Origin of the sequence: Aeromonas sp. A35_P, assembly GCF_002259925.1 — a bacterium.
GTDB classification, from domain to species: domain Bacteria; phylum Pseudomonadota; class Gammaproteobacteria; order Enterobacterales; family Aeromonadaceae; genus Aeromonas; species Aeromonas dhakensis.
The window spans coordinates 25988-47517 of the sequence record NZ_NEVB01000066.1; the positions used below are offsets into that span (position 1 = coordinate 25988).

At 63.5% G+C, this 21530-nt stretch carries 23 protein-coding genes; 16 read left to right on the forward strand and 7 right to left on the reverse strand.

The window, feature by feature from the left end:
• Positions 1-54: 54 nt before the first annotated feature.
• The gene (gene pspF, locus CAK78_RS05460; protein ID WP_094696620.1) at positions 55-1089 is read right to left on the reverse strand and encodes a phage shock protein operon transcriptional activator; all 1035 of its coding nucleotides are present in this window, start codon (positions 1087-1089) and stop codon (positions 55-57) included.
• Between the two features lie 196 nt (positions 1090-1285).
• Here pspF and pspA point away from each other — a divergent pair, with 196 nt between their 5' ends.
• The 12 genes from pspA (at position 1286) to CAK78_RS05520 (ending at position 10939) form a co-directional block, all read left to right on the forward strand.
• Positions 1286-1966 (forward strand): phage shock protein PspA, encoded by a 681-nt coding sequence (gene pspA, locus CAK78_RS05465; protein WP_005300077.1) that lies wholly within the window; start codon positions 1286-1288, stop codon positions 1964-1966.
• A 3-nt stretch (positions 1967-1969) separates the two neighbouring features.
• Entirely contained in the window at positions 1970-2206 is a 237-nt protein-coding gene (gene pspB, locus CAK78_RS05470; RefSeq protein WP_005300084.1) for an envelope stress response membrane protein PspB, read from the forward strand.
• Complete coding sequence (pspC, locus tag CAK78_RS05475) at positions 2203-2607, forward strand: envelope stress response membrane protein PspC (protein WP_176452686.1); 405 nt, start codon at positions 2203-2205, stop codon at positions 2605-2607. The genes pspB and pspC overlap by 4 nt, the downstream gene beginning before the upstream one ends.
• A gap of 133 nt (positions 2608-2740) precedes the next feature.
• On the forward strand, positions 2741-4147 hold the full coding sequence (locus CAK78_RS05480) for a YcjX family protein (RefSeq protein WP_094696622.1): 1407 nt from the start codon (positions 2741-2743) through the stop codon (positions 4145-4147).
• Positions 4148-4208: 61 nt separating this feature from the next.
• The gene (locus CAK78_RS05485) at positions 4209-5240 is read left to right on the forward strand and encodes a YcjF family protein (RefSeq protein ID WP_094696623.1); all 1032 of its coding nucleotides are present in this window, start codon (positions 4209-4211) and stop codon (positions 5238-5240) included.
• Positions 5241-5412: 172 nt separating this feature from the next.
• Positions 5413-6207 (forward strand): phenylalanine 4-monooxygenase, encoded by a 795-nt coding sequence (gene phhA, locus CAK78_RS05490; protein WP_094696624.1) that lies wholly within the window; start codon positions 5413-5415, stop codon positions 6205-6207.
• Between the two features lie 52 nt (positions 6208-6259).
• A complete protein-coding gene (locus CAK78_RS05495; protein ID WP_005300093.1) occupies positions 6260-6598 on the forward strand; it encodes a 4a-hydroxytetrahydrobiopterin dehydratase in 339 nt (112 codons plus the stop codon).
• A gap of 28 nt (positions 6599-6626) precedes the next feature.
• Positions 6627-6719 carry a 4a-hydroxytetrahydrobiopterin dehydratase gene (locus CAK78_RS05500; protein ID WP_010634202.1) on the forward strand — a complete coding sequence of 31 codons (93 nt, stop codon included), beginning with the start codon at positions 6627-6629 and terminating at the stop codon, positions 6717-6719.
• 169 nt (positions 6720-6888) lie between these two features.
• Positions 6889-8436 carry a transcriptional regulator TyrR gene (gene tyrR, locus CAK78_RS05505; RefSeq protein WP_094696625.1) on the forward strand — a complete coding sequence of 516 codons (1548 nt, stop codon included), beginning with the start codon at positions 6889-6891 and terminating at the stop codon, positions 8434-8436.
• A gap of 195 nt (positions 8437-8631) precedes the next feature.
• Positions 8632-9183 carry a YfiR family protein gene (locus CAK78_RS05510; RefSeq protein WP_094696626.1) on the forward strand — a complete coding sequence of 184 codons (552 nt, stop codon included), beginning with the start codon at positions 8632-8634 and terminating at the stop codon, positions 9181-9183.
• The gene (locus tag CAK78_RS05515; RefSeq protein ID WP_017765502.1) at positions 9180-10448 is read left to right on the forward strand and encodes a diguanylate cyclase domain-containing protein; all 1269 of its coding nucleotides are present in this window, start codon (positions 9180-9182) and stop codon (positions 10446-10448) included. Before CAK78_RS05510 ends, CAK78_RS05515 begins: the two co-directional genes overlap by 4 nt.
• Before the next feature lie 2 nt (positions 10449-10450).
• Positions 10451-10939: an OmpA family protein gene (locus CAK78_RS05520; protein WP_005300102.1), complete on the forward strand. Its 489-nt coding sequence runs from the start codon at positions 10451-10453 to the stop codon at positions 10937-10939.
• 58 nt (positions 10940-10997) lie between these two features.
• Here the strand turns inward: CAK78_RS05520 and CAK78_RS05525 are convergent, their stop codons facing one another.
• Positions 10998-11732, reverse strand: a complete 735-nt coding sequence (locus CAK78_RS05525; RefSeq protein WP_176452687.1) for a TerC family protein — start codon at positions 11730-11732, stop codon at positions 10998-11000.
• Between the two features lie 109 nt (positions 11733-11841).
• On the opposite strand from CAK78_RS05525, the gene CAK78_RS05530 reads away from it, so the two are divergent.
• The 3 genes from CAK78_RS05530 (at position 11842) to CAK78_RS05540 (ending at position 15108) form a co-directional block, all read left to right on the forward strand.
• Positions 11842-12957, forward strand: a complete 1116-nt coding sequence (locus CAK78_RS05530) for an ATP-NAD kinase family protein (protein ID WP_094696628.1) — start codon at positions 11842-11844, stop codon at positions 12955-12957.
• Between the two features lie 110 nt (positions 12958-13067).
• Complete coding sequence (locus CAK78_RS05535) at positions 13068-13346, forward strand: YfcL family protein (protein WP_005300108.1); 279 nt, start codon at positions 13068-13070, stop codon at positions 13344-13346.
• A gap of 97 nt (positions 13347-13443) precedes the next feature.
• Positions 13444-15108, forward strand: a complete 1665-nt coding sequence (locus CAK78_RS05540; protein ID WP_094696629.1) for an AMP-binding protein — start codon at positions 13444-13446, stop codon at positions 15106-15108.
• A gap of 74 nt (positions 15109-15182) precedes the next feature.
• Here CAK78_RS05540 and cdd read toward each other — a convergent pair whose 3' ends face one another.
• From cdd to CAK78_RS05555, 3 genes are all read right to left on the reverse strand, one after another.
• Positions 15183-16064 carry a cytidine deaminase gene (gene cdd / locus CAK78_RS05545; protein WP_094696630.1) on the reverse strand — a complete coding sequence of 294 codons (882 nt, stop codon included), beginning with the start codon at positions 16062-16064 and terminating at the stop codon, positions 15183-15185.
• Positions 16065-16251: 187 nt separating this feature from the next.
• Complete coding sequence (locus CAK78_RS05550; protein WP_094696631.1) at positions 16252-16938, reverse strand: LrgB family protein; 687 nt, start codon at positions 16936-16938, stop codon at positions 16252-16254.
• Complete coding sequence (locus CAK78_RS05555) at positions 16935-17291, reverse strand: CidA/LrgA family protein (RefSeq protein ID WP_017785392.1); 357 nt, start codon at positions 17289-17291, stop codon at positions 16935-16937. The genes CAK78_RS05550 and CAK78_RS05555 overlap by 4 nt, the downstream gene beginning before the upstream one ends.
• Before the next feature lie 159 nt (positions 17292-17450).
• Here CAK78_RS05555 and CAK78_RS05560 point away from each other — a divergent pair, with 159 nt between their 5' ends.
• Entirely contained in the window at positions 17451-19160 is a 1710-nt protein-coding gene (locus CAK78_RS05560) for a glycoside hydrolase family 36 protein (RefSeq protein WP_094696632.1), read from the forward strand.
• A 72-nt stretch (positions 19161-19232) separates the two neighbouring features.
• On the opposite strand, the gene CAK78_RS05565 is transcribed toward CAK78_RS05560, so the two are convergent.
• Positions 19233-19739 (reverse strand): hypothetical protein, encoded by a 507-nt coding sequence (locus CAK78_RS05565; protein WP_176452688.1) that lies wholly within the window; start codon positions 19737-19739, stop codon positions 19233-19235.
• Between the two features lie 154 nt (positions 19740-19893).
• Entirely contained in the window at positions 19894-21321 is a 1428-nt protein-coding gene (gene sbcB / locus CAK78_RS05570) for an exodeoxyribonuclease I (protein ID WP_094696634.1), read from the reverse strand.
• Between the last annotated feature and the right edge of the window lie 209 nt (positions 21322-21530).

The following is a 21530-nucleotide window of genomic DNA, read 5'->3' on the forward strand; positions in this document are numbered from 1 at the left end:
GGCGATGGGGCCGGCAAGGGGCGGGAGCCGCTTTGGCACGGGCTGCCCGGGTTATTAATCCGCATCGTTGTCACTGTCCAGCAACTGGTATTTGCGCAGCATGCCGCGGAACTGGTGATAGCTCAGGGCCAGCAGTTGGGCGGCTTTGCGCTGATTATACTGGGATTGCTGCAACGCTTGCTTGAGTAAATTAATCTCGTAGCCCGCCACCGCCTGTTTGAGGTCCAGCGGCAGGGTTGCAGTGGCCGCAACAGGCGCCGGTTGCACCTCGCTCGGCAGCACTGCGGCGGTGTCGGTGCGAGCCAAGGGTCGCCAGGGGGAATCGAACGGATTGAGCACCAGCTCGGCCAGCGGCAACTGGGGGCTGCCCTGGCGGTAGATGCTGCGCTCCACCACGTTTTTCAGCTCCCGCACGTTGCCGGGCCAGGGGTAGTCCAGCAGCAGCTGGGTCGCCTTGCGTGAGAAGCCGGCAAACAGCGGATAGCCGAGCTCCCGGGTCATGCCGTGGGCGAAGTGCTCCGCCAACATCAGAATATCGTCGCGCCGCTCCCGCAGGGGGGGCAGGGTGATGACGTCGAAGGCGAGCCGGTCGAGCAGGTCGTGGCGAAATTGCCCCTTGTCGGCCAGCGCCGGCAGATCCTCGTTGGTGGCGCACACCAGCCGCACATCCACCTTGAGGGCCTTGGCACCGCCCACCCGCTCGAACTCGCCGTATTCGATGACCCGCAGCAGTTTTTCCTGCACCCGGGCGCTGGTGGTGGCCAGCTCGTCGAGAAACAGCGTGCCGCCATCGGCCCGCTCGAAGCGACCCTGATGACGTTTGGCGGCGCCGGTGAAGGAGCCCGCCTCGTGGCCGAACAGCTCGGTCTCCAGCAGGCTCTCGCTCAGGGTGGCACAGTTGACGGTGACAAAGCTTTGATCCCAGCGCGCCGAGAGATAATGTAGGCGGTGGGCGATCAGCTCCTTGCCGGTACCCCGTTCGCCGATGATCAGCACGGGCTTGCGCAGCGGCGCCAGGCGGGAGGCCTGCTCAATGATCTCGAGAAATGCGTTGGATTCCCCCAACAGGCTTTCCGTGGCCGTGGTCATAGTCATCCCCGTGAGTCGGTGAAAGCTGGTCAATCTTACCAAAAGTTGGTGATTCTAATCATTACTTGTGTGGCGCCTCTTGAAATGCGATCGAGCAGCCCCATATAAATCAACAAGTTAAATTCTGTTCCAGATTGGCACACAAGTTGCCATTGTCAATGGAGAAACAACGTATGCCAACCACAGGAGTACAATCATGAGTATTTTTTCCCGCCTGGCCGACATCATCAATTCCAACCTGACGGCCCTGCTCGACAAGGCAGAAGATCCCCAGAAGATGGTGCGCCTGATCATCCAGGAGATGGAAGACGAATTGGTGAAGGAGCGTTCCAACCTGGCCCGCTTCCTAGCCAACCAGAAAGAGATCGGCCGTCAGGTCGCCCGCCATCAGGAGCGGGTCGCCGAGTGGCAGGGCAAGGCCGAGCTGGCCCTGAGCAAGGAGCGGGAAGATCTTGCCCGCGCGGCGCTCATCGAGAAGAAGAAGCAGGCCGAGCTGGCCGACTCCCTGTTGCGTGAGCAGCAGGCGGTGGACAGCGGCATCGAGAAGCTGGGGGAGGAGATCCGTCAGCTGGAAGCCAAGCTGGAAGATGCCCGTGCCCGCCAGAAGGCGATGGCCATTCGCACCGAAGCGGCCAGCAGCCGTCTCAACGTACAGAGCCAGGTGGCCCGTGGCGACAGCCAGGCGGTGGTGAGCAAGTTCGAGCGCATGGAGCGCCGCATCGACGAGATGGAGGCCCGTGCCGATCTGGGGCAGTCCGACAAGGCGCTGGCCCAGCAGTTTGCCGAGCTGGAAGCCGACGATCAGATAAGCAAAGAGCTGGAAGCCATGCGCCAGAAGCTGGGCCAGAGCGACACCACGCCGAAACAGGGAGAGTAACTGATGGAAGATTTGCTGGGTGTGTTGATGGTTCCCATGGTGGTCTTCATGGTAGTGGTGGCCCCCATCTGGCTGGTGCTGCACTACCGCGCCAAGGGGCGCATTGGCGCTGGTCTTGCCGATGGCGAGCGTGAACAGCTGCAGGGCCTGCTGGTGCGTGCCGAGAAGATGCAGGAGCGGGTCGGCGCCCTGGAGTCGATTCTGGATGCCGAGGTTCCTGGTTGGAGAAACAAGGTATGAGCAGCATCAGTCGTGAAGGTCGCAATCTGTACCGGGATCCCCAGCGCGGCAAGATAGCCGGGGTCTGTGCCGGTCTGGCAGAGTACTTCGGGGTGGAGACCTGGATCGTGCGGCTGCTGGCCATCAGCGGCCTCATCTTCGCCGGTTTCATCACCTTCACCGCCTACGTCGCCGCCTGGTTTATGCTCGACAAGAAGCCGGTCACCCTCTACGCCCAGGAGGATGCCGACTTTGCCGAGGTGCGGATGAAGGCACGCAGCTGGCAGGCAGGTGTCACGCCTCATCAGGCCCTTGCCCGCATCGGCCAGGAGCTGGATGCGCTGGAGCCCAGGGTGCAGCGCATCGAGAAGCTGGTGACCTCCAAGGAGTTCACCCTGCAGCGGGAGTTTCGCAACTTGTAAGGCCTGAGCGGTACGATGGCCCCGCCGGCCTGGATTTGCCTCTGATGGCAGGGGAGGCGGGCGGGGATCATGACGAGAGCGGTGCTGCCTGCCACCCGCTTCGCCGGGCAGCTACGGGAGAACAGAACAAGCCTTGATACTCAATAAACTGGAACAGCAATTCAATCGCCTGCAGCACAAGGCAAGCGATGTGGTGAACCGGGTCCGGGATCGCCACATCCGGCTGGCGGTGACCGGCCTCTCTCGCAGCGGCAAGACCGCTTTCATCACGGCGCTGGTCAACCAGCTGGAACATGCGGCCATCGACGGCCGGCTGCCCCTGTGGGATGCCCTGCGCCAGGGGCGCATCCTCGGCGCTCGCCGGGTGCCCCAGCAAAATGCCCACATTCCCACCTTCCCCTACGAGCGCGGTCTCGACTCTCTGTTTGGCGATCCGCCGGCCTGGCCGGAGCCGACCCGCGGGGTGGCGGAGGTGCGCCTGGAAATCCGCTATCGTACCCGCCATCCGCTGCGCAAGCACCTGGGGGAGATCTCCACCCTCTACGTGGATCTGGTGGATTACCCCGGGGAGTGGCTGCTCGACCTGCCACTGCTTGAGATGAGCTACGAGCAGTGGAGCGAGCAGGTACGCGAGCAGCTGCGCCGCCCCGAGCTGCAGACCCTGGCCGCCGGCTGGCTGGCACCGGCATGGCAAGCAGATCAACCCTTCGAGGAGCGGCCGGTGACTCAGCTCGCCGAGCGTTACACCGATTACCTGCACGCCTGCAAGCGTGAGCTTGGGCTGCACCTGATCCAGCCCGGTCGCTTCGTGCTGCCGGGGGAGTATGCCGGTGCCCCCATGCTGCAGTTCGTGCCCTGGGTGTGGGAGATGCCTGCCGGCGAGCCGGCCGAGGGAACCCTCTACGCCACCCTCAAGCAGCGCTTCGAGCAGTACAAGCAGCATCTGGTGCAGGGGTTTTATGAGCAGCACTTCGCCGGTTTTGATCGCCAGATCGTGCTGGTGGATTGCCTGCAGCCCCTCAACGCCGGAGCGGCCAGCTTTGGCGACATGCAGCAAGCCATCGCCCGCATCATGGAGAGCTTTGCCTACGGCAAGAGCAACTGGTGGCGGCGGCTCTTCTCGCCGCGCATCGACAAGCTGCTGTTCGTGGCGAGCAAGGCCGATCACGTCACCCCGGAGCAGCACGGCCCCATGGTCTCCCTGCTGCAGCACCTGGTGCGCAGCGGCCGCGGCCAGGCCCGTTTTGAGGGGATTGCCACCGAGTGTCTGGCGCTGGCCGCCATCAAGGCGACCGAGGTGGGCAAGGGGGTGGCCGATGGCCGCGAGTTCCCCGCCATCCGTGGCACCAGCCTGAGCGGTGAGCCGCTCTTGCTGTTTCCGGGCGAGGTGCCATCCCATATCCCGCCTGCGCAGTGGTGGAACAGCCAAGGCTTTGATTTTCAGGCCTTTCGCCCGCTGCCCATGAGCGCCCATCAGGCGCTGCCCCATATCCGGCTCGATGCGGCGCTGGAGTTTCTGCTCGGGGATCACCTCGAATAAGGGTGTGCGGCCCGGGTTTGTTGCCAGCGCCGCACCCAGAAGACGGTTTTCAGGAGAAGCGATGAACGATCAGACAAAAGCGCAGCCGCCGCTGCAGGGCAAGGTGATCCTGGAGCCCACCTTGGCGACAGCCGGTGAAGAGCGAGCGCCGGCACCGGCCCAGCGGCTGGAGGAGGCGAGCTTCGAGCGCCTCGACGAGCTGGAAGATCTCACCGAGGTGGAGAGCGCCCTCGTCATCAAGCCGCGTCGCCGTCATCGGCTGCTGGCCTGGGGGCTGGGAGCGGTCGGCCTGCTCTCTCTGGGCCAGTACGGCGCCTTTCTCTACGATCAGTTTCTCACCACCCCGCTCTGGGGCGGCGCCTGGTTGGCGGCCTCGGCACTGGTCGCGGCGGGCACCGCCGGGGTGGTGGGGCGCGAGTGGCTGCGCCTGCGCACCCTCAGGCGGCGCCAGGATGTGCGCTCGCGGGCCGAGGATCTGCTGGCTCATCAGGGGGTCGGCCAAGGGCAGGCCTTTTGCGAAGGGCTGGCCGAGCGCAGCGGCGACAAGGGGCGCGAGGGGTATCAAACCTGGCTGGCCCAGCTCGACGAGAGCCACAACGATCGGGAGGTGTTGACCCTCTACAGCCAGCTGGTACTCGGCGAGCGCGACAAGCTGGCGCAGGCGCGGGTGGCCAAATGGTCGGGGGAGGCCGCCGTGCTGGTGGCCCTGAGCCCGCTCGCCAGCGTCGACATGATGTTGATGCTGTGGCGCAACCTGCGGATGATCGAGGATATCGCCGACGTCTACGCCATCGAGCTCGGCTACTGGAGCCGCATTCGCCTGATTCGTCAGGTGTTTCGCAACATGCTCTACGCCGGCGCCACCGAGCTGGTGACCGAGGTGGGGATGGACTTGCTGGGGGCCGAGCTCACCGCCAAGCTCTCCGCCCGTGCCGCGCAAGGGGTAGGGGCCGGACTGCTCACCGCTCGCCTCGGCCTGCGCACCATAGAGGCGTGCCGCCCGCTGCCCTGGTGCGCGGACGAGAAGCCGAGATTGGGAGAGCTGCGCAAGCGGCTGATCGGTCAGCTGGCGGGCTACCTCAACAAGGGGTGAGCACCAGGCCAGGGGCTCGATTGTGGTTGTCACAAATTATTTACAATTGTCCGCGGCAGCCGACCCCTAGGTCGGCTGCTTTTTTGGGGGGTAAACCGTTACAGTGATCTCATCGCGCAATGGCGCCACACCGCCCGGATGGCGGGTTGCAACCCAGAGGATGGAGTCAACCATGGCAAGTCTCTACACCGCCCACCAGCCGGATGAATCGGGCACGATCCACTACTCGGACGAGGAGCACGGCACCTGGCAGATCCTGATCGCACGTCAGCTGGCGGCGCTCGAGGGCAAGGCCTGTGACGAGTACCAGGCCGGGCTGGCGCGGCTTGACCTGCCCCGGGATCGGATCCCCCAACTGGCCCAGATCAACGCCGTGCTGCAACCGGCCACCGGCTGGTCGGTGGCGGCGGTGCCGGCCCTCATCTCCTTTGACCGCTTCTTTGCCCTGCTGGCCAACCGCCAGTTTCCTGTGGCCACCTTCATCCGCCGCCGGGACGAGCTTGACTACCTGCAGGAGCCCGACATCTTTCACGAGATCTTCGGCCACTGCGCCATGCTGACCAACCCCGCTTTCGCCCACTTCACCCATGTCTATGGCCAGCTCGGCCAGCGGGCCGGCAAGGAGGAGCGGGTCTTTCTGGCGCGGCTCTACTGGTTCACGGTGGAGTTTGGCCTGCTGGCCACGGCAAAGGGGCTTCGCATCTACGGTGGCGGCATTCTCTCCTCCATCGGCGAGACCGCCTATGCTCTCGGCAGCCAGCCGGTACTGCAACCCTTTGATCCCATCGAGGTGCTGCGCACCCCGTATCGCATCGACATCATGCAGCCCACCTATTTCGTGCTGCCCGAGCTTGATGAGCTCTATCGTCTGGCTGAGCAGGACATCATGGCCATGGTGGCCGAGGCGCGCCGTCTGGGGTTGCGTCCCCCCCGTTTCGCACCGGCCGGCGGCAAGCAGGCGAGCTGAGCCGCCCGCCGGTGTTGATCACCCCTTTTCATCGATACACAAGGAGAGTCCCATGTCCGAACTGGCCAGCCAGCAGTGTGAAGCGTGCCGCGCCGATGCCCCCAAGGTGAGCGAGCAGGAGCTGAGCGAACTGATGCGCCTCATCCCCGACTGGCAGCCGCTGGTGGTAAAAGGTGAGCTGCAGCTGCGGCGCGAATTCACCTTCCGCAACTTCAAGGAGGCGCTCGCCTTCACCAACCGGCTGGGCGAGCTGGCGGAGGCGGAGTTTCATCATCCGGCAATCCTGACCGAATGGGGGAAGGTGACCGTCAGCTGGTGGACCCACAAAATTGGCGGCTTGCACCGCAACGACTTCATCATGGCGGCGCGTACGGATGAGCTGCTGAAGTGAAGACGCCCTCACTCACCGAGTGGGCGAGATGGTGACCGCCAGCTGGTGGACCCACAAGATAGGCGGCTTGCACCGCAACGACTTCATCATGGCGGCGCGCACGGATGAGCTGCTGAAGTGAAGAGGCCATTCCTCATCGACAAATTGCTCAAATAAACGCCTGTAGATGACGCGGGCCTGCTCGGTGAAAACGGGGCGGGCCCGCATTTTTATGGGCTGGCGCTCGCACTGGCGGGATCGAGTCTGTATTATCCGGTCATTCATAGAGTTAGCTAGGAAGTGTGTCCCGAATGCGTCTTGAAGTCAGCTGTGAAGACCGCCTGGGCCTGACCCGGGAACTGCTCGACCGCCTGGTGGAGCACAACATCGATCTGCGCGGCATCGAAATCGATACCTCAGGCATCATCTATCTCAACTTTCTCGAGCTGGAGTTTCGTGATTTCCAGCACCTGATGCCGGAGATCCGCCGCATTCCCGGCGTCTATGACGTCAAGACCATCCCCTACATGCCCTCCGAGCGCGAGCACCATGAGATTGAGGCGCTGCTCAAGGCGCTGCCGGATCTGGTCTTCTCCCTCGATGCCAAGGGCAAGGTGACCCAGGCCAACCAGTCCGCCCTCACCACCCTGGCCCTGCCGGTGGAGGAGGTGCGCGGCGTGGCGCTCGGCTCCCTGGTCAAGGGCTTCTCCTTCAGCCGCTGGCTGGAGGCGAGCGAGATCCGCCCGCAGACCTGCAAGCTCAGCATCGGTGGCGAGGAGTATCTGGCGGATCTGATGCCGCTGTTCGTGGCCGAGGAGAAGGGCAAGCAGGCCCTGGCCGGCGCCGTGGTGGTGCTCAAGTCCGCCCGCCGGGTCGGTATGCACTTCAGCGCGCTCCACGCGGTGGAAGTGGGGGGCTTTGAACACCTGCAGGCCGAGAGCCAGAAGATGAAACAGGTGCTGGCCCAGGCGAGCAAGCTGGCGATGCAGGATGCGCCGCTGCTCATCGTCGGCGAGACCGGCACTGGCAAGGAGCTGCTTGCCCGCGCCTGCCACGGTGCCAGCCTGCGCTCCAGCCACCCCTTCATGGCGCTCAACTGTGCGGCCATGCCGGACAACGTGGCCGAGAGCGAGCTGTTCGGTTACGCCCCCGGCGCCTTTGGCAACAACACCGAGGGCAAGCGCGGGGTACTGGAGCTGGCAAGCGGCGGCACCCTGATGCTGGACGAGATCGGCGACATGTCGCCCCATCTGCAGACCAAGTTCCTGCGGGTGCTGCAGGATGGCGTGTTCCGCCGGGTCGGCGACGAGCAGGAGGTGAAGGTCAACGTGCGCTTCATCTGCACCACCCAGAAACAGCTGCTGGATCTGGTGCACGAGGGCAAGTTCCGGGAAGATCTCTACTACCGCCTTAACGTGCTGAGTCTGGCGCTGCCGCCGCTGCGCGAGCGCAAGGCGGACATCATGGCGCTGGCCCAGCAGTTCGTCTCCCGTTTTGCCAGCGAGCTGCAGCGTCCGCGCCCGCGCTTTACCCGCAACATGGCCGAATACCTGACCGCCTATCGCTGGCCCGGTAACGTGCGCCAGCTGCGCAACTGCCTCTATCGGGCCATGACCTTGCTGGAAGGGGACGAGATCGGCCCTGAGCACGTGGACTTGCCGGTGGCCGCCGATGCCATGCCGCTCATCGACGAGTGGTTCGAAGGGGGGCTGGACGAGGCGGTGAAACGCTTCGAGAGCCGGCTGCTGGAGCGGCTCTACCCGGCGTTCCCCTCCACCCGTCAGCTGGCCAAACGGCTGGGGGTGTCGCACACCGCCATCGCCAACAAACTGCGGGAATACGGGATCAGCAAGAAGTAACCCCATGAATGTAACTTATCGCAGGGCTCACGCCGGGGTGGGCCCTTTTCATTATTGTGACGCCAGCCCGGCCAACCTCTTGCTCTGCGGGCTGCGCCTTGTCATGCTGCTGACAAGTTCAATACTATCTCCTGCCGGCTCACCCCCTTCGGGCCTGTGCCCAGTGCGGTTGCTGAGGCGGGTGTAAGCGCAGGCATGATGCACTCTTTTTCACTGTTCAGGATCCTGGTGTGGCTGGCGCCCCTGTTTTGCTCGCTGGCCATCTCCGGCGAGTCGCACCCGCTCACCGCGGCCGAACTGCGGTCCGAGCAGGTACGCCAGACCGTGCTCGACATTCTTAGCTATACCCGCTGGCCGAATGAACCCAGCGAGCTGCGCCTGTGCGTGGCGGCGCCGACGGAGTACGCCACCGCACTCTTTTCCATCAAGCAGCAGGCCAATGGCCGACCGGTCAGCGTCCATCGTTACGAAATCGATGACGAGGCGATCGGCCCCCAGTGCGACGTGCTCTATCTGGGGGTGCTCTCCTCCGAGCGGCGCTTGCCGTTGTTTGAACGGCTGCGTGGCTACCCCATCCTCAGCATCAGCGAATCCAGCTCCGAGTGCGTGGCCGACGCCGTCTTCTGCCTGCAGATCGGCAAGGAGCGGATCCGGTTCAGGGTCAATCTGGATGCCCTGGCCAGGAGCGGAGTGCGGGTGCATCCGGCGGTGCTCAAACTGGCCAAGGCCGATGAGGGGGGGGCATGATAGGTCTGTTCCGCCCCCCTTCCCAGCGCCTCACCTTGCGACAGAGTCTGGGACGCACCCACCTAGTGACGTCCCTGACCGCGGTTTGCATGGCCGGCCTGCTGTTGACCGGCATCGCCCTGCTGGCGCTGCGGCTCTATGCGGATCACAACCTGGAGCTGGTCGCCCGCGCCATCGGCTATACCAGCGAAGCGGCCGTGGTGTTCCACGACGAGGAGGCGGCCCGGGAGGCGCTGGAGGCCATCCTCACGCACGAAGACGTGGCGCAGGCCAGCATCTATCTGCCGAGCGGCCAGCTGCTGGCGAGCTGGAGCCGGGCCATGAGCACCCCCTGGTCCGGCCTTGAGCAGTATCTGGCGCGGATCATCCTGCCGGGGCCGGTGGATCAGCCGATGATGCGGGGGGGCATGGAGATCGCCCACATCCACCTGGTGGGGCACGGCCAGTATCTGTTGTTGTTCCTGCTGCAAACCCTGCTGGCCATGCTGCTCTGTCTGGTGCTCAGCACCCTGGGGGCCCTCTATGTGGCGCACCGGATGCAACACTCCCTCACGGCGCCGCTCAAGGAGCTGGCCCAGGTGGCCCACAGCGTGAGCCGCCAGCGGATCCTCGCCATGCGGGTGCCGGAGGCCAACATCGCCGAGCTGCACGAGCTGGGTCAGGATTTCAACTCCTTGCTCGACGAGCTGGAGGCCTGGCAGGCCCACCAGCGGCGGGAGAATGCCAGCCTGCTGCACCAGGCCACCCACGATGCCTTGACCGGCTTGCCCAATCGTGCTCTGTTTGAGGCTCGTCTGGATCAGGCGGTCACCACGGGCCGGCTGCATGACGAGCGCTTTGCGCTGCTCTATCTCGATTGTGATCGCTTCAAGCAGATCAACGACACCCTAGGCCATGCCGCCGGGGATGACGTGCTGATCGCGTTGGCCAGACGGGTACAACATCAGCTGCGGCCGATGGATCTGGTATGCCGTCTGGGGGGCGACGAGTTTGCCATCCTGCTAACCCCCCTCTCCCTGGTGGAGGAGGCGGAGGATGTGGTTGCCCGCATCCAGCAGGCCATGGCGGACCCCGTGGTACTGGGGGACGGCAGCCAGCTGGTGGCGGCCGTCAGCATTGGCGTCGCGCTGTATCCGGATCAGGGGCAGAGTGCCGCCGATCTGCTGCAGCAGGCGGACCATGCCATGTACCAAGCCAAACGGCTGCGCCGGGAGCTTGCACTCCATGAGCAGCTGGAATTTGATGTCTCTGCTGAGGAAAAATAACAATGAAGATCCATGTCCTGATGAAAACCGGCTTGATCGGTCTGCTGTTGAGCGTGCTGATGGGTTGCCAGAGTGCTCCCCACGGCCTCACGGCAGAGCAGATCGCCGTACTCAAGGAGCAAGGCTTTCGCCTGACCGACGAGGGTTGGACTCTGGACTTCTCCAACCGTGTGCTGTTTGCCAACAACGCGGATGCCCTGACCCCCAAGACGCGCGTCGTGGTGGAAAAACTGGGGACGACGCTGCTGGAAGTGGGCTTGAACCGGGCGCGGATCGATGGTCATACCGACTCCAACGGGGCGGCGGACTACAACGATCAGCTCTCCTACAAGCGGGCGCAGTCGGTGGCCGACGTGCTGGTATCGGTCGGCATGCCGCAGGCCAACCTGGACATCCGGGGCCGTGGTGAGCGCGATCCGATCGCCGACAACAAGACGGCTGCCGGTCGGGCCGAGAACCGCCGCGTGGCGATTGTCATCAGCAATGAATGACATGGTTGTGTAGATACAAAAAAGAGCGCCATCAGGCGCTCTTTTTTGTGGTTTGTAGTTATTGCTGCTTGAGCTTCTCGCGGTCGTGATGACTGCGCAGGCGGATGTTGATCATCTCCACCGTCAGCGAGAAGGCCATGGCGAAGTAGATGTAGCCCTTCGGAATGTGCAGATCCATCCCCTCGGCCATCAGCGCAAAGCCCACCAGGGTGAGGAAGGAGAGGGCCAGCATCTTGATGGTGGGGTGGTTGTCGACGAAGTCGCCGATGGCCTTGGCGGCGAACATCATGATGAAGACGGCGATCATGATGGCCAGTACCATGACCGGCACGTGATCCGCCATGCCCACCGCCGTGATGACCGAGTCCAGGCTGAAGACGATGTCGAGGATGGCGATCTGGATCAGGGTGCTGATGAAGCCGGAGGCGGCCGTGGTCACGCTCTCAGGCTCGGCGGCCCCCTCCAGGGTGGCGTGGATCTCGTGGGCACTCTTGCCGATAAGGAACAGGCCCCCCAGCAACAGGATGAGATCGCGGCCCGAGATGGCCTCGCCCAGTACGGTGAACAGCGGCTCGGTGAGGCGCATCACCCAGGCGAGCGATAGCAGCAGCAGGATGCGGGTGCCCATGGCAAGCGCCAGCCCCAGGATCCGCGCCTTCTGGCGCTGGGCTTCCGGCAGACGGCCGACCAGGATGGAGATGAAGATGATATTGTCGATGCCGAGCACGATCTCGAGCAGGGTCAGGGTGGCGAGCGCGACCCAGGCAGAGGGGTCCAGAACCCATTCCAGCATGATGAAACCTTGGTTGAAAAAATTGAAGCAGCGCATTTTAGCAGGGGAGTCACGGCTTGTCCCTGCGCCTTGAAAAGATAAAATGGCGGGCGTCTGCAGGGAGGAAATCATGTTTCGTTTAGGACTCATCATCAATCCGGTCGCCGGCATCGGCGGCGCGGTCGGTCTCAAGGGCAGTGACGGCATGGTGGCCGAAGCGCTGGCCCGTGGCGCCGTGCCCAAGGCTTGCGAGCGGGCTCGTCAGGCGCTGCTGCCATTGTGTGAACTGGCAGAGCGCTTCGAGCTGCTGACGGTGGCAGGGGAGATGGGGGCCGAGCTTGCCGGCGAGCTCGGTCTGCCCTGTCGCATCGTCTACCAGCCCGCCACTGTGCCCACCACGGCGGCCGATACCCGCGCGGCGGCGCTGGCGCTGCGCGAGGCCGGCGTCGATCTGCTGCTGTTTGCCGGCGGTGACGGCACGGCGCGCGACATCTGTGCGGCGGTGGGGGAGTCGTGCCATGTGCTGGGGATCCCGGCCGGCTGCAAGATCCACTCAGGGGTGTACGGGGTGACCCCCGCCGCCAGCGGCCGGGTGGCGGCTAGGATGATCGCAGGCGAACTGCTGAGTCTGGTGGATGCCGAGGTGATGGACATCGACGAGGAGGCGTTTCGCGCCGGCAAGGTGCGTGCCCGCCACTATGGCCAGCTGCAGGTGCCCGGCGATCTGCGCTACGTGCAGGCGGTCAAGCAGGGGGGACGGGAGTCCGAAGAGCTGGTGCTGGCGGACATCGCTGCCGGTGTGGTCGAGCAGATGGAGCCCGATACCCTCTATCTGATGGGCTCCGGCAGCACGGTGGCGGCCTGCATGACGGAGCTCGGCCTCGAAAATACCCTGCTCGGTGTGGATCTGGTGGAAAATGGCCAGCTTATCGGGCAGGATCTCTGCGCCGCCGAGATCCTGACCCGGATCCGCGGTCGTCGCTGCCGGCTGATCATCACCCTGATCGGCGGTCAGGGACATCTGTTCGGGCGCGGAAATCAGCAACTGAGTCCAGAGGTGATCCGGGCCGTCGGGCGGGACCAGATCCAGGTCCTGGCCACCAAAGCCAAGCTGGCAGCCCTCGATGGCCGTCCGCTGCTGGTGGATACCGATGATCCGGCGCTGAACCGGTCGTTAAGTGGTTATCTGCGGATCACCACGGGATACAAGGATCAGGTCATCTACCCGGTGGCCAACCCGGAATAGGACATCAAGGATGCGGCTGGCCTGGCGCCAGAGAGCCGCGATCAACCGGATCGCGGTTCCACTCCCCCGAATTATTTTGCCGGCAATCCCGGAAAATGAGGCTGCGTTAAATGACGATTCATGAATTTGAGCACAAGTTGTTGGGACTGATAGACAGCATGGTGGCCACGGCGACCGATGACGAGCTGTTTGCCGGGGGCTACCTGCGCGGCCACATCTCGCTGGCGGTGGCGCGGGCCGAGCTGGAAGGCAAGACCCTGGTGCGGGATGTAAAGAGCTATGTGCTGCGCAGCCTGAACGAGGCCATTTTGCAGGGTGAACTCTCGGAAGAGGATGAGAAGCTGGTGCAGGCGATGTGGATTCGTTTGCAACAACAGGCAGAAGCTTGATCGGTTACACAGTTCAAACAGAAGTTTAAGTTTATTCTTCCCTGAGGTTAGTGAAAGGTTAATAATAAGTTTCGCCTTTTGTTTCAGGGATTAAACTATGGCTTCCTCCTCGCGTATTGCCAATAAACTGCCGCTCGAAATGCTCTATCACTGGGAGCGGCAGTCTCCTAACAGAGTCTATCTGCGTCAAACCATCAACCGCGAATACGTGGACTTCACCTGGGGCGAAGTGGCCGATGAGGCCCGCCGCATGGTGACGGCACTGCGTCAGCTGGGGCTGGTGGCCGGTGACAAGGTGGCGCTGCTCTCCAAGAACTGCGCTCAGTGGTTCATCGCCGATCTCGCCATGCAGATGGGGCAGTACGTGAGCGTCCCCATCTACCCCACCGCCAACGTCGACACCATCGAATACGTGCTGCGCCACAGCGAGGCCAAGGCCATTTTCGTCGGCAAGCTCGATGACTGGAAGAGCCAGGAGGCGGGGGTGCCCGCCGATCTGCTGCGCATCGCCTTCCCCTATGACACCATGCCGGCGGCCCACCAGTGGGACGAACTGCTGGATCGTCACGAGCCGATCCCGGACAGCCCGGTGCAGGCGCCGGACGCCCTGCTGAGCCTGGTTTACACCTCTGGCAGCACCGGCAAGCCGAAAGGGGCCATGCTGAGCGTCGAGCGTTATGCCTGGTCGTGCGAGAAGCTGGTGGAGACGGTGAGCCTGACCCAGTCCGACCGCGGTTTCTCCTATCTGCCGCTGGCCCACATCACAGAGCGGGTCTACATCTACGGCGGCAGCCTCTACGGCGGCGCCACCATCGCCTTCCCCGAGTCCCTCGATACCTTCATCGAGGACGTCAAACGCTGCCGTCCCACCGTGTTCATCTCGGTGCCGCGGCTGTGGGCCATGTTCCGCATCAAGATCCTCGAGAAACTGCCCCAGCAGAAGCTGGCGCTGCTGCTCAAGATCCCCTTCGTCTCGGGCCTCATCAAGCGCAAGCTGCAAAAGGGGCTGGGGCTGGATCAGGCACGGGTGCTGGGCTGCGGCTCGGCCCCCGTGTCGCCGGCCCTGCTTGAGTGGTACCTGAGCATAGGCCTTCAGGTGACCGAAGCCTGGGGCATGACCGAAAACCACGCCTACTCCACCATCAACTACCCGTTCAGGGCCGACAAGATAGGCACGGTCGGCAAGGCAGGGATCGGGGTCAACATCAAGATCTCCGACGAGGGGGAGATCCTCTGTCGCTGCGAGGGCATGATGCTGGGCTACTACAAGGATCCCGAGCACAGCCGCGAGGCCATCGACGAAGAGGGCTGGCTGCACACCGGCGACATGGGCAAGCTGGATCGGGAGGGCTACCTCACCATCACCGGCCGCATGAAGGACGTGTTCAAGACCGCCAAGGGCAAGTATGTGGCGCCGGTGCCCATCGAAGGGCTGCTGGGCCAGGAGCCCATCATCGAGCAGCTGTGCGTGATTGGCTACGGCATGCCGCAGCCGGTGGCGCTGGTACAGCTGGCGGAAAACGCCATGAAGGGGGATCGCAGTCAGGTCAACGCCCAGCTGGAGGCGGCCCGCAACCGGGTCAACGAGCAGCTGGAATCCCACGCCAAGATTCGCGGCATCCTGGTGGTGAAGAGCCCCTGGAACATCGAGAACGGGGTGCTGACGCCCACCATGAAGATCCGTCGCCACCTGCTGGAGCAGAAGTACGCAAACCTAGGGGATGCCTGGTCCTCTTCCCAGAGCATCGTCTGGGAGTCCTGACGGGGGATAAGCTGATCACCGCAAAGCAACAAGGGGAGCCACTGGCTCCCCTTGTTGTTTCAGGCCATGGCCGATCAGACCGCCTGATACTCCAGTTCGACCGAACCGAGCGCCTTGAGGGTGGCGCGGGCGGAGTCCTGCTGGCTGATCTGTCCATCCTTGCTCTCCAGCAGCACGGCGCGGCGGATGGTGGCAAGATCCTCGCCGCCCAGCACCGCATGGGCACAGGCCATCTGCATCGGCGGCAGGCTGGGGTTGAAGGCGGCATTCTCGGCGTAGCGGCCGCAGAAGATGCGACCGTCGGCGAACTGCAGCGCCACCGCGGCATAACCCTGGCTGTAGGGGGCGTAGCTCTGGCGGGCAGCGGCCAGCGCGGCCTGCCACAGCGGATCCTCGCTCTCAAGCTGGAGCTCGTCGTGGGCCTGCGGGCTCATCAGCGCATCCGTGATGTCCAGATCCGCCGGGCCGAACGAGTGGGGCAGGAAGGATTGCAGCGCGCTCAAGTCGTCCGGCAGGGAAACCTTGAGGGTCTTGGCGGTGCTCAGCTCGTTCATGAACTGGCGGCAGTGACCGCAGGGGGTGTAGTTGACGGTGATTTCAGAGATGCCGGTCTCGCCGCCCAGCCAGGCGTTGGAGATGGCGGACTGCTCGGCATGCACCGAGTGAAACAGTCCCTGACCTGCAAACTCCATGTTGGCACCGAAATACCAGTTGCCGCTCAGGCCGCAGGCGATGGCACCGACGAAGAACTTGGAGATGGGGGCCACTGAGCAGGCGGCGGCCAGCGGCAGCAGGGCTAGGCGCAGGGCGCGATCGTCAAGACCTGTGGCGGCCTTCAGAGTGGCGACCTGATCGGCGGTGAAGCTGGCCTGGAAATCATCGCCCAGCATGGGCAGCAGGGCTGCCTTGAGCGGGGCGGACAGGGTATCGAGTGGCTTGGCAAAACGGGGATGCATAGTGTGTCCTCAAAGGCCAATTGGGGGGCCATTGTAGGGAGCAAGCTCGGCTAAATGTGTGAGCGTGCTCACGCCCTGACGGGCAAACGGAGGGGGATGTTAATGGAAACGTTTGTCTTGTGCAAATTGTGCGGCAGGTCGCACATCGGCGGGCCCGCAGGCCCGCCGCAGCGGAAAAGGGTGCGCTTCAGCTCAACCAGTGGTAAATGGCAAACAGCAGGGGCGCCACGGCGGCGGTGAGGATGCCGCACACCACCATGGCCAGCGAGGCAAAGGCGCCCTGGGTGATGCCCTGCTCAGCGGAGGTGGCGGTGCCGATGGCGTGGGCGCAGGCCCCCATGGCCAGCCCCTGGGCTTCGGGGTCGGTGACCCGCATCAGCCTGAGCAGGGGGAAGCCGATCAGGGCGCCGACGATCCCGACCACTACCACCACGGCGGCGGCGATGGCAGGAATGCCGCCCAGGGACTGGCTGACGCTCATGGCGAGCGGGGTGGTGATGGATTTGGTGGCGAGCGAGGCCAGCAGTGCCGGATCAGCCCCCATAAAATGACCGATAACCAGGGTAGTGCAGACCGAGATCAGGACCGAGCTCAGGGTACAGATCAGGATGGGTTTGAGCCTGGCCTGGATCTGGCGGGCCTGCTGATAGAGGGGCAGCGCCAGCGCCACCACCGCCGGCTCCAGCAGTGCCGTGATGGGGCGGGTGCCGCTCTCGTATTGCTGAAGCGGCAGATCGAACCAGAGCAGCAGGCCGATGATGACGGCGGTGGGCACCAGCACCGGGTTGATGATGGGCCAGGGCAGCTTGCGATAGAAGGCCCGGGTGGCGAAATAGAGTGCCAGGGTCAAGGGAATGGCCAGCCAGAAGATCATCTGTTCATCCTCTGGTAGAGGCGGCCGACGGTGCCGAGGATCAGCACGATCCCGAGCACGATGCAGAGCATGATGAGGCCGAAGGATTGGCGTAGCGGCTCAAGCCAGGCCACCAGCCCGACCGCCACCGGCACGAACAAGACCCCCATGTGGCGCAGCAGCAGGCCGGCGCCCTGCTCGACCCAGTGCAGTTTCACCAGTTGCAGGGAGAGCAGCACGAACAGCAGCAGCATGCCGATGATGCTGCCGGGAAAGGCGAACGGCAGGATGGCTGCCAGGGCTTTGCCCGCCAGCAGGCAGGCGACGATGACCAGAAAGTCACGAAGGTACAGCAAGGCACGTTGCGCGATCACAGGAGCCCCATCTTGGTAACGGTAAAGTAAGGAATACGCCAGTCTACCAGAGAGACAGGGTCGCGGCATTAAAACAATAACAGCTGAAATCAGTTCGTTTGAGGCTGATTTCATTGAAGATTTTCAGATAGAACCCTTTTCGAACCACAAGGAGTCGCCATGACATCTCTCTTGTCCCGCCTGCGTCAACTGGCGGACGACCACCATCTCCCCCCTTCGTTGCTGCAAACCCGCCAGTGGGAAGGCCCCCTGTGCCGGGTGCGGCTCGACAACACTGGCGGCAGCGAGGCCCGGGTCGGGCACTGGACGCTGTTTGACGGCAAGCTCGGCCTCTCGCCTGCGAGCGCCATCTATGGCGAAGGCTTCCAGATGCTGGCCCAGACCATGGGCAGCTGGCAAGCGCCGCAGCCGGTCGGCCGCTGCCCCGATGCCGGCGTCTACCGCATCACCGACGATCAGGGCTATCACACGGTGCACAACCTGCTGCTGGTGGAGCACGACAGGGGCTGGCTGCTGTTCGCCTTTGCCAGCTGCCAGCGCTTTGGCGGGGAGTTTCGGCTCTACCCCGATGGCCGGCTGCAGATCCTGATGAATTGTGAGGGGCGTGCACTCCCTGCCGGCCAGTTCTGGCAGAGCGAGGCGCTGCTCTGCCTTGAGGGGAAAGATCGGGAAGTGCTGCTGGCCGAACTGGCGCAGCGGATCGAAGCCGAGCATGGCTCGCTGATCGGCCAAGTCGGCGAGCGCCCCAGCGGCTGGTGCTCCTGGTATCACTACTACGCGGACGTGTGCGCCGCCGATATTCGTGAGAACCTGCAGGTGCGTGCCGAGCGTTTCCCGGCGCTGCGCTACGTGCAGATTGACGACGGTTATCAGGCCAAGATGGGCGACTGGCTCACCCCGTCGGCCAAGTTCGAGCAGGGGGTGGCGTCCCTGGCCGCCGAGATCAAAGGTGCCGGCTGCGAGCCGGCGCTCTGGGTTGCCCCCTTTATCGCCGAGCCCGGCTCCCAGGTGTTTCAGGAGCACCCCGACTGGTTCGTGAAGGGGGATGACGGGCAGCCACTGCCCTCCGAGCGGGTTACCTACGGCGGCTGGCGCTGCACCCCCTGGTACGTGCTGGACGGCACCCACCCCGAGGTGCAGGCTCACCTCGAGCGGGTGTTCCGTACCCTGCGCGAGCAGTGGGGCATCCACTACTTCAAGCTTGACGCCAACTTCTGGGGGGCCATCCACGGCGGTCGCTTCCACGACCCGGCTGCCACTCGGGTCGAGGCCTACCGACGCGGCATGGCCGCCATCCTGCGCGGGGCGGGCGAGGGGGCCTTCCTGCTCGGCTGCAACGCGCCCATCTGGCCAAGCCTTGGGTTGGTGCACGGCATGCGGGTGAGCGATGACGTGGAGCGCCACGGCCATCGCTATCGCCAGATCGCTCGCGAGGCCTTCTGCCGCGCCTGGCAGAACGACCGGCTGTGGGCCCTCGACCCCGACTGCATCTGTCTGCGGGATCTGCCGAGCCAGCAGGCGAGCCCTGCCGAGTACCGCTTTCATCTGGCGGCGCTGGTGGCAAGCGGCGGCATGATGCTGGCCGGGGACAGGCTGCAGGACCTTGACGAGGTTCAGGCGGCGCAGCTGCGCAAGCTGCTCGAGCTCTGCGCGGCGCGCGCCCCTTGCGCCCGTTTCGAGTCGATGGACTTTGCCTGCGGCGAGGTAAGCCTGCCCGGGAGCGGCACCCTGCTCTGCCTCTTCAACTGGGAGGCGCAGCCTCAGGAGTTTTTGCTGCCGGCGGGTGGCGAGGATTTCTGGGATGAGGGTGCCGTCGGCACTGCGCTCACCCTGCAGGGGGGCGAGGGGCGGGTGATCCGCTACCGCTGAGCAGGCTGGCAGTCATGATTCAGGCTCCCGTGGGAGCCTGAATTTATTGTGAAAGGAGCTGCTATAGCGGAGTCAGTAACGCCACTCGAAGCCGATGGCGTAGTTGGCGGCGCCATAGCCCGGGATTTCGTTGCTGGAGAGCAGGGCCTTGAAAGTGAGCTGCGCCGTGATCGGAATGCCGAGCCCCATGCCGAGGGCTACCTCGTCGTTGGTGTTGCCCATCATGTCGGCCCGGATCATCCGATAGAGCGACATGTCCTGGCTCATGTGCACATAGCTCTGGGAGGCGCGATTGTAGAGCTGGCCGAATACCTCCAGCTGAAAACCGGCCTGGGGAGTGATGGCCAGCGGCACGCCGACGAAGTTGTAGAGATCGGAGCGGTTGAAATAGCTGTTGGTGATCTGGGGGGTAAAGTCGGTCTGCCGATAGAGGCGACTGAAGTTGCTCTCGATCATTTCATAGGTCTGTTGCGGCAACTGCAGCAGGTAGTCGGGGATATCAAAGCGTACGCCCGCCGTGGCGGCCGAAGGCAGCAGGGCACAGATGAGCAAACCAAAAGCGGATAATCCTGAGCGCATCGGATGAGGCATCCCCAAGGGTCGATAGGCCAACCGGCCGTTAGTGCAATGTTAGCGCACAAATAATTGAAACATCAGGAGTCTTTGCTCCCCTTCCCATTATGTCGCGGGGCGGGGGAGCGTACAGTCATTTAACCGTGAGGCGGGTCACATCTCACAGATCTTCGAGGTAGTGATAGAGGCTCTTGAGGATGGCGAAGTTCCGATCGTTCCCCTGATTCTGCTCGGCCAGCGCTTCCAGGCGTGGCACATAGTCGGGCAGACGGCGGCTGAAGTAGTCGCTGCAGTGCAGGCGCCAGCGCTTTTGCTCCGTTTCGCTCAAGGTGTGCGGCCAGTTGCGGGCGCGGTAGCGGAACAGCATCTCCGGCAGACGTGGATCCGTGAAGGCAAACTCCCGCTCGCCCAGCAGATCTGCCGGGGTGGCGCGCACCAGATCCATGGTGGACTTGTCGCCGTGACCGAAGAAGCCGGCGTAGAGCTGGGTATCGGGATCGCCGTCATTGTTGCCGGCAAACTCCTGATTGAATACTTCCACCAGTTTTTCCCGCACTTCGGGGTGGGCGCGCAGCAGATCCAGGCTCTTGCGGCACTGAGCCCGGTCGATGCCCAGCTCGTCCGCCCGCTCCGGCGTCAGGGTAGCGGCCGGCGCCAGCACAGGGCACTTGTTGATGTGCACCAGCTTCACCGGAATGCCGGCCAGATCCCCCAGCTCTTCTTTCTTGGTGTAGAGGCGCTCGCGGATCTCCTCGCTGGTGAGCTCGATGAGCGGGGTGGGATCGCGAGTCAGATCCACCATGATCACCGCGTTCTGGTTGCTGGGGTGCCATGCGAGCGGCGACACCCAGCTTGCGCACCCCTGCCAGGGGGAGAACATGCCGGAGACGTGTACCAGGGGTTTCATGGTCACCACGTCGATGAGGGCCTTCACCTTGTTCTTGTTGCGAAGATCAAAGAGATAATCGAACAGCTTGGGCTGGGCCTGTTTCACCAGCCTGGTCATCTCGATGGTGGCCAGCACATCCGAGAGCGCATCGTGGGCATTGGCGTGTGTCACGCCGTTGGCCACCGTCAGTTTCTCCAACTTGAAGCTCGGCTTGCCCTCTTCGTCAAACGCCCACTCTATTCCCTCCGGGCGCAAGGCGTAGCAGGCCCGCAGCATGTCGAGGATGTCCCAGCGGGAGTTGCCGTTCTGCCAGGCATAGGCATAGGGGTCATAGAAGTTGCGATAGAGGGTGTAGCGGGTTACCTCGTCATCGAAGCGGATGCTGTTGTAGCCAAGTACGCAGGTGCCTGGGGTGGCGAACTGCTCGTGGATCTGGCGGATGAAATCCGCCTCGCACAGGCCGTCCTTCATCGCTTTTTGCGGCGTGATGCCGGTGATCAGGCTCGCCTCCGGCTCCGGCAGGTAATCCGCCGGCGGCTTGCAATAGATGACCAGCGGCTCGCCGATGAGGTTGAAATCCGCATCGGTACGAATGCCGGCGAACTGCGCCGGTCTGTCCCTGGCCGGGCTGATGCCGAAAGTCTCGTAATCGTGGAAGTAGAATGTTTGCTGCGCTGTTTGGTTCTTGGGTGTGCTCATGTGTTCTTGTTTTATCGCCTAAGCTTCTGATTATATGGTTCTTAATGATGTGTTCAGCATTATCTGAGCACCCAATAAATTCTTTGCTGTTCGTGTCTGTCTGCCTATGTTCACCGCCCAATTAGTACAATTCAAAGTACAAAACATGGTATTTTGTAGTACAAAATTTTACCTGATTACCCATGATTAGCAGTCACCCCGAACTATAC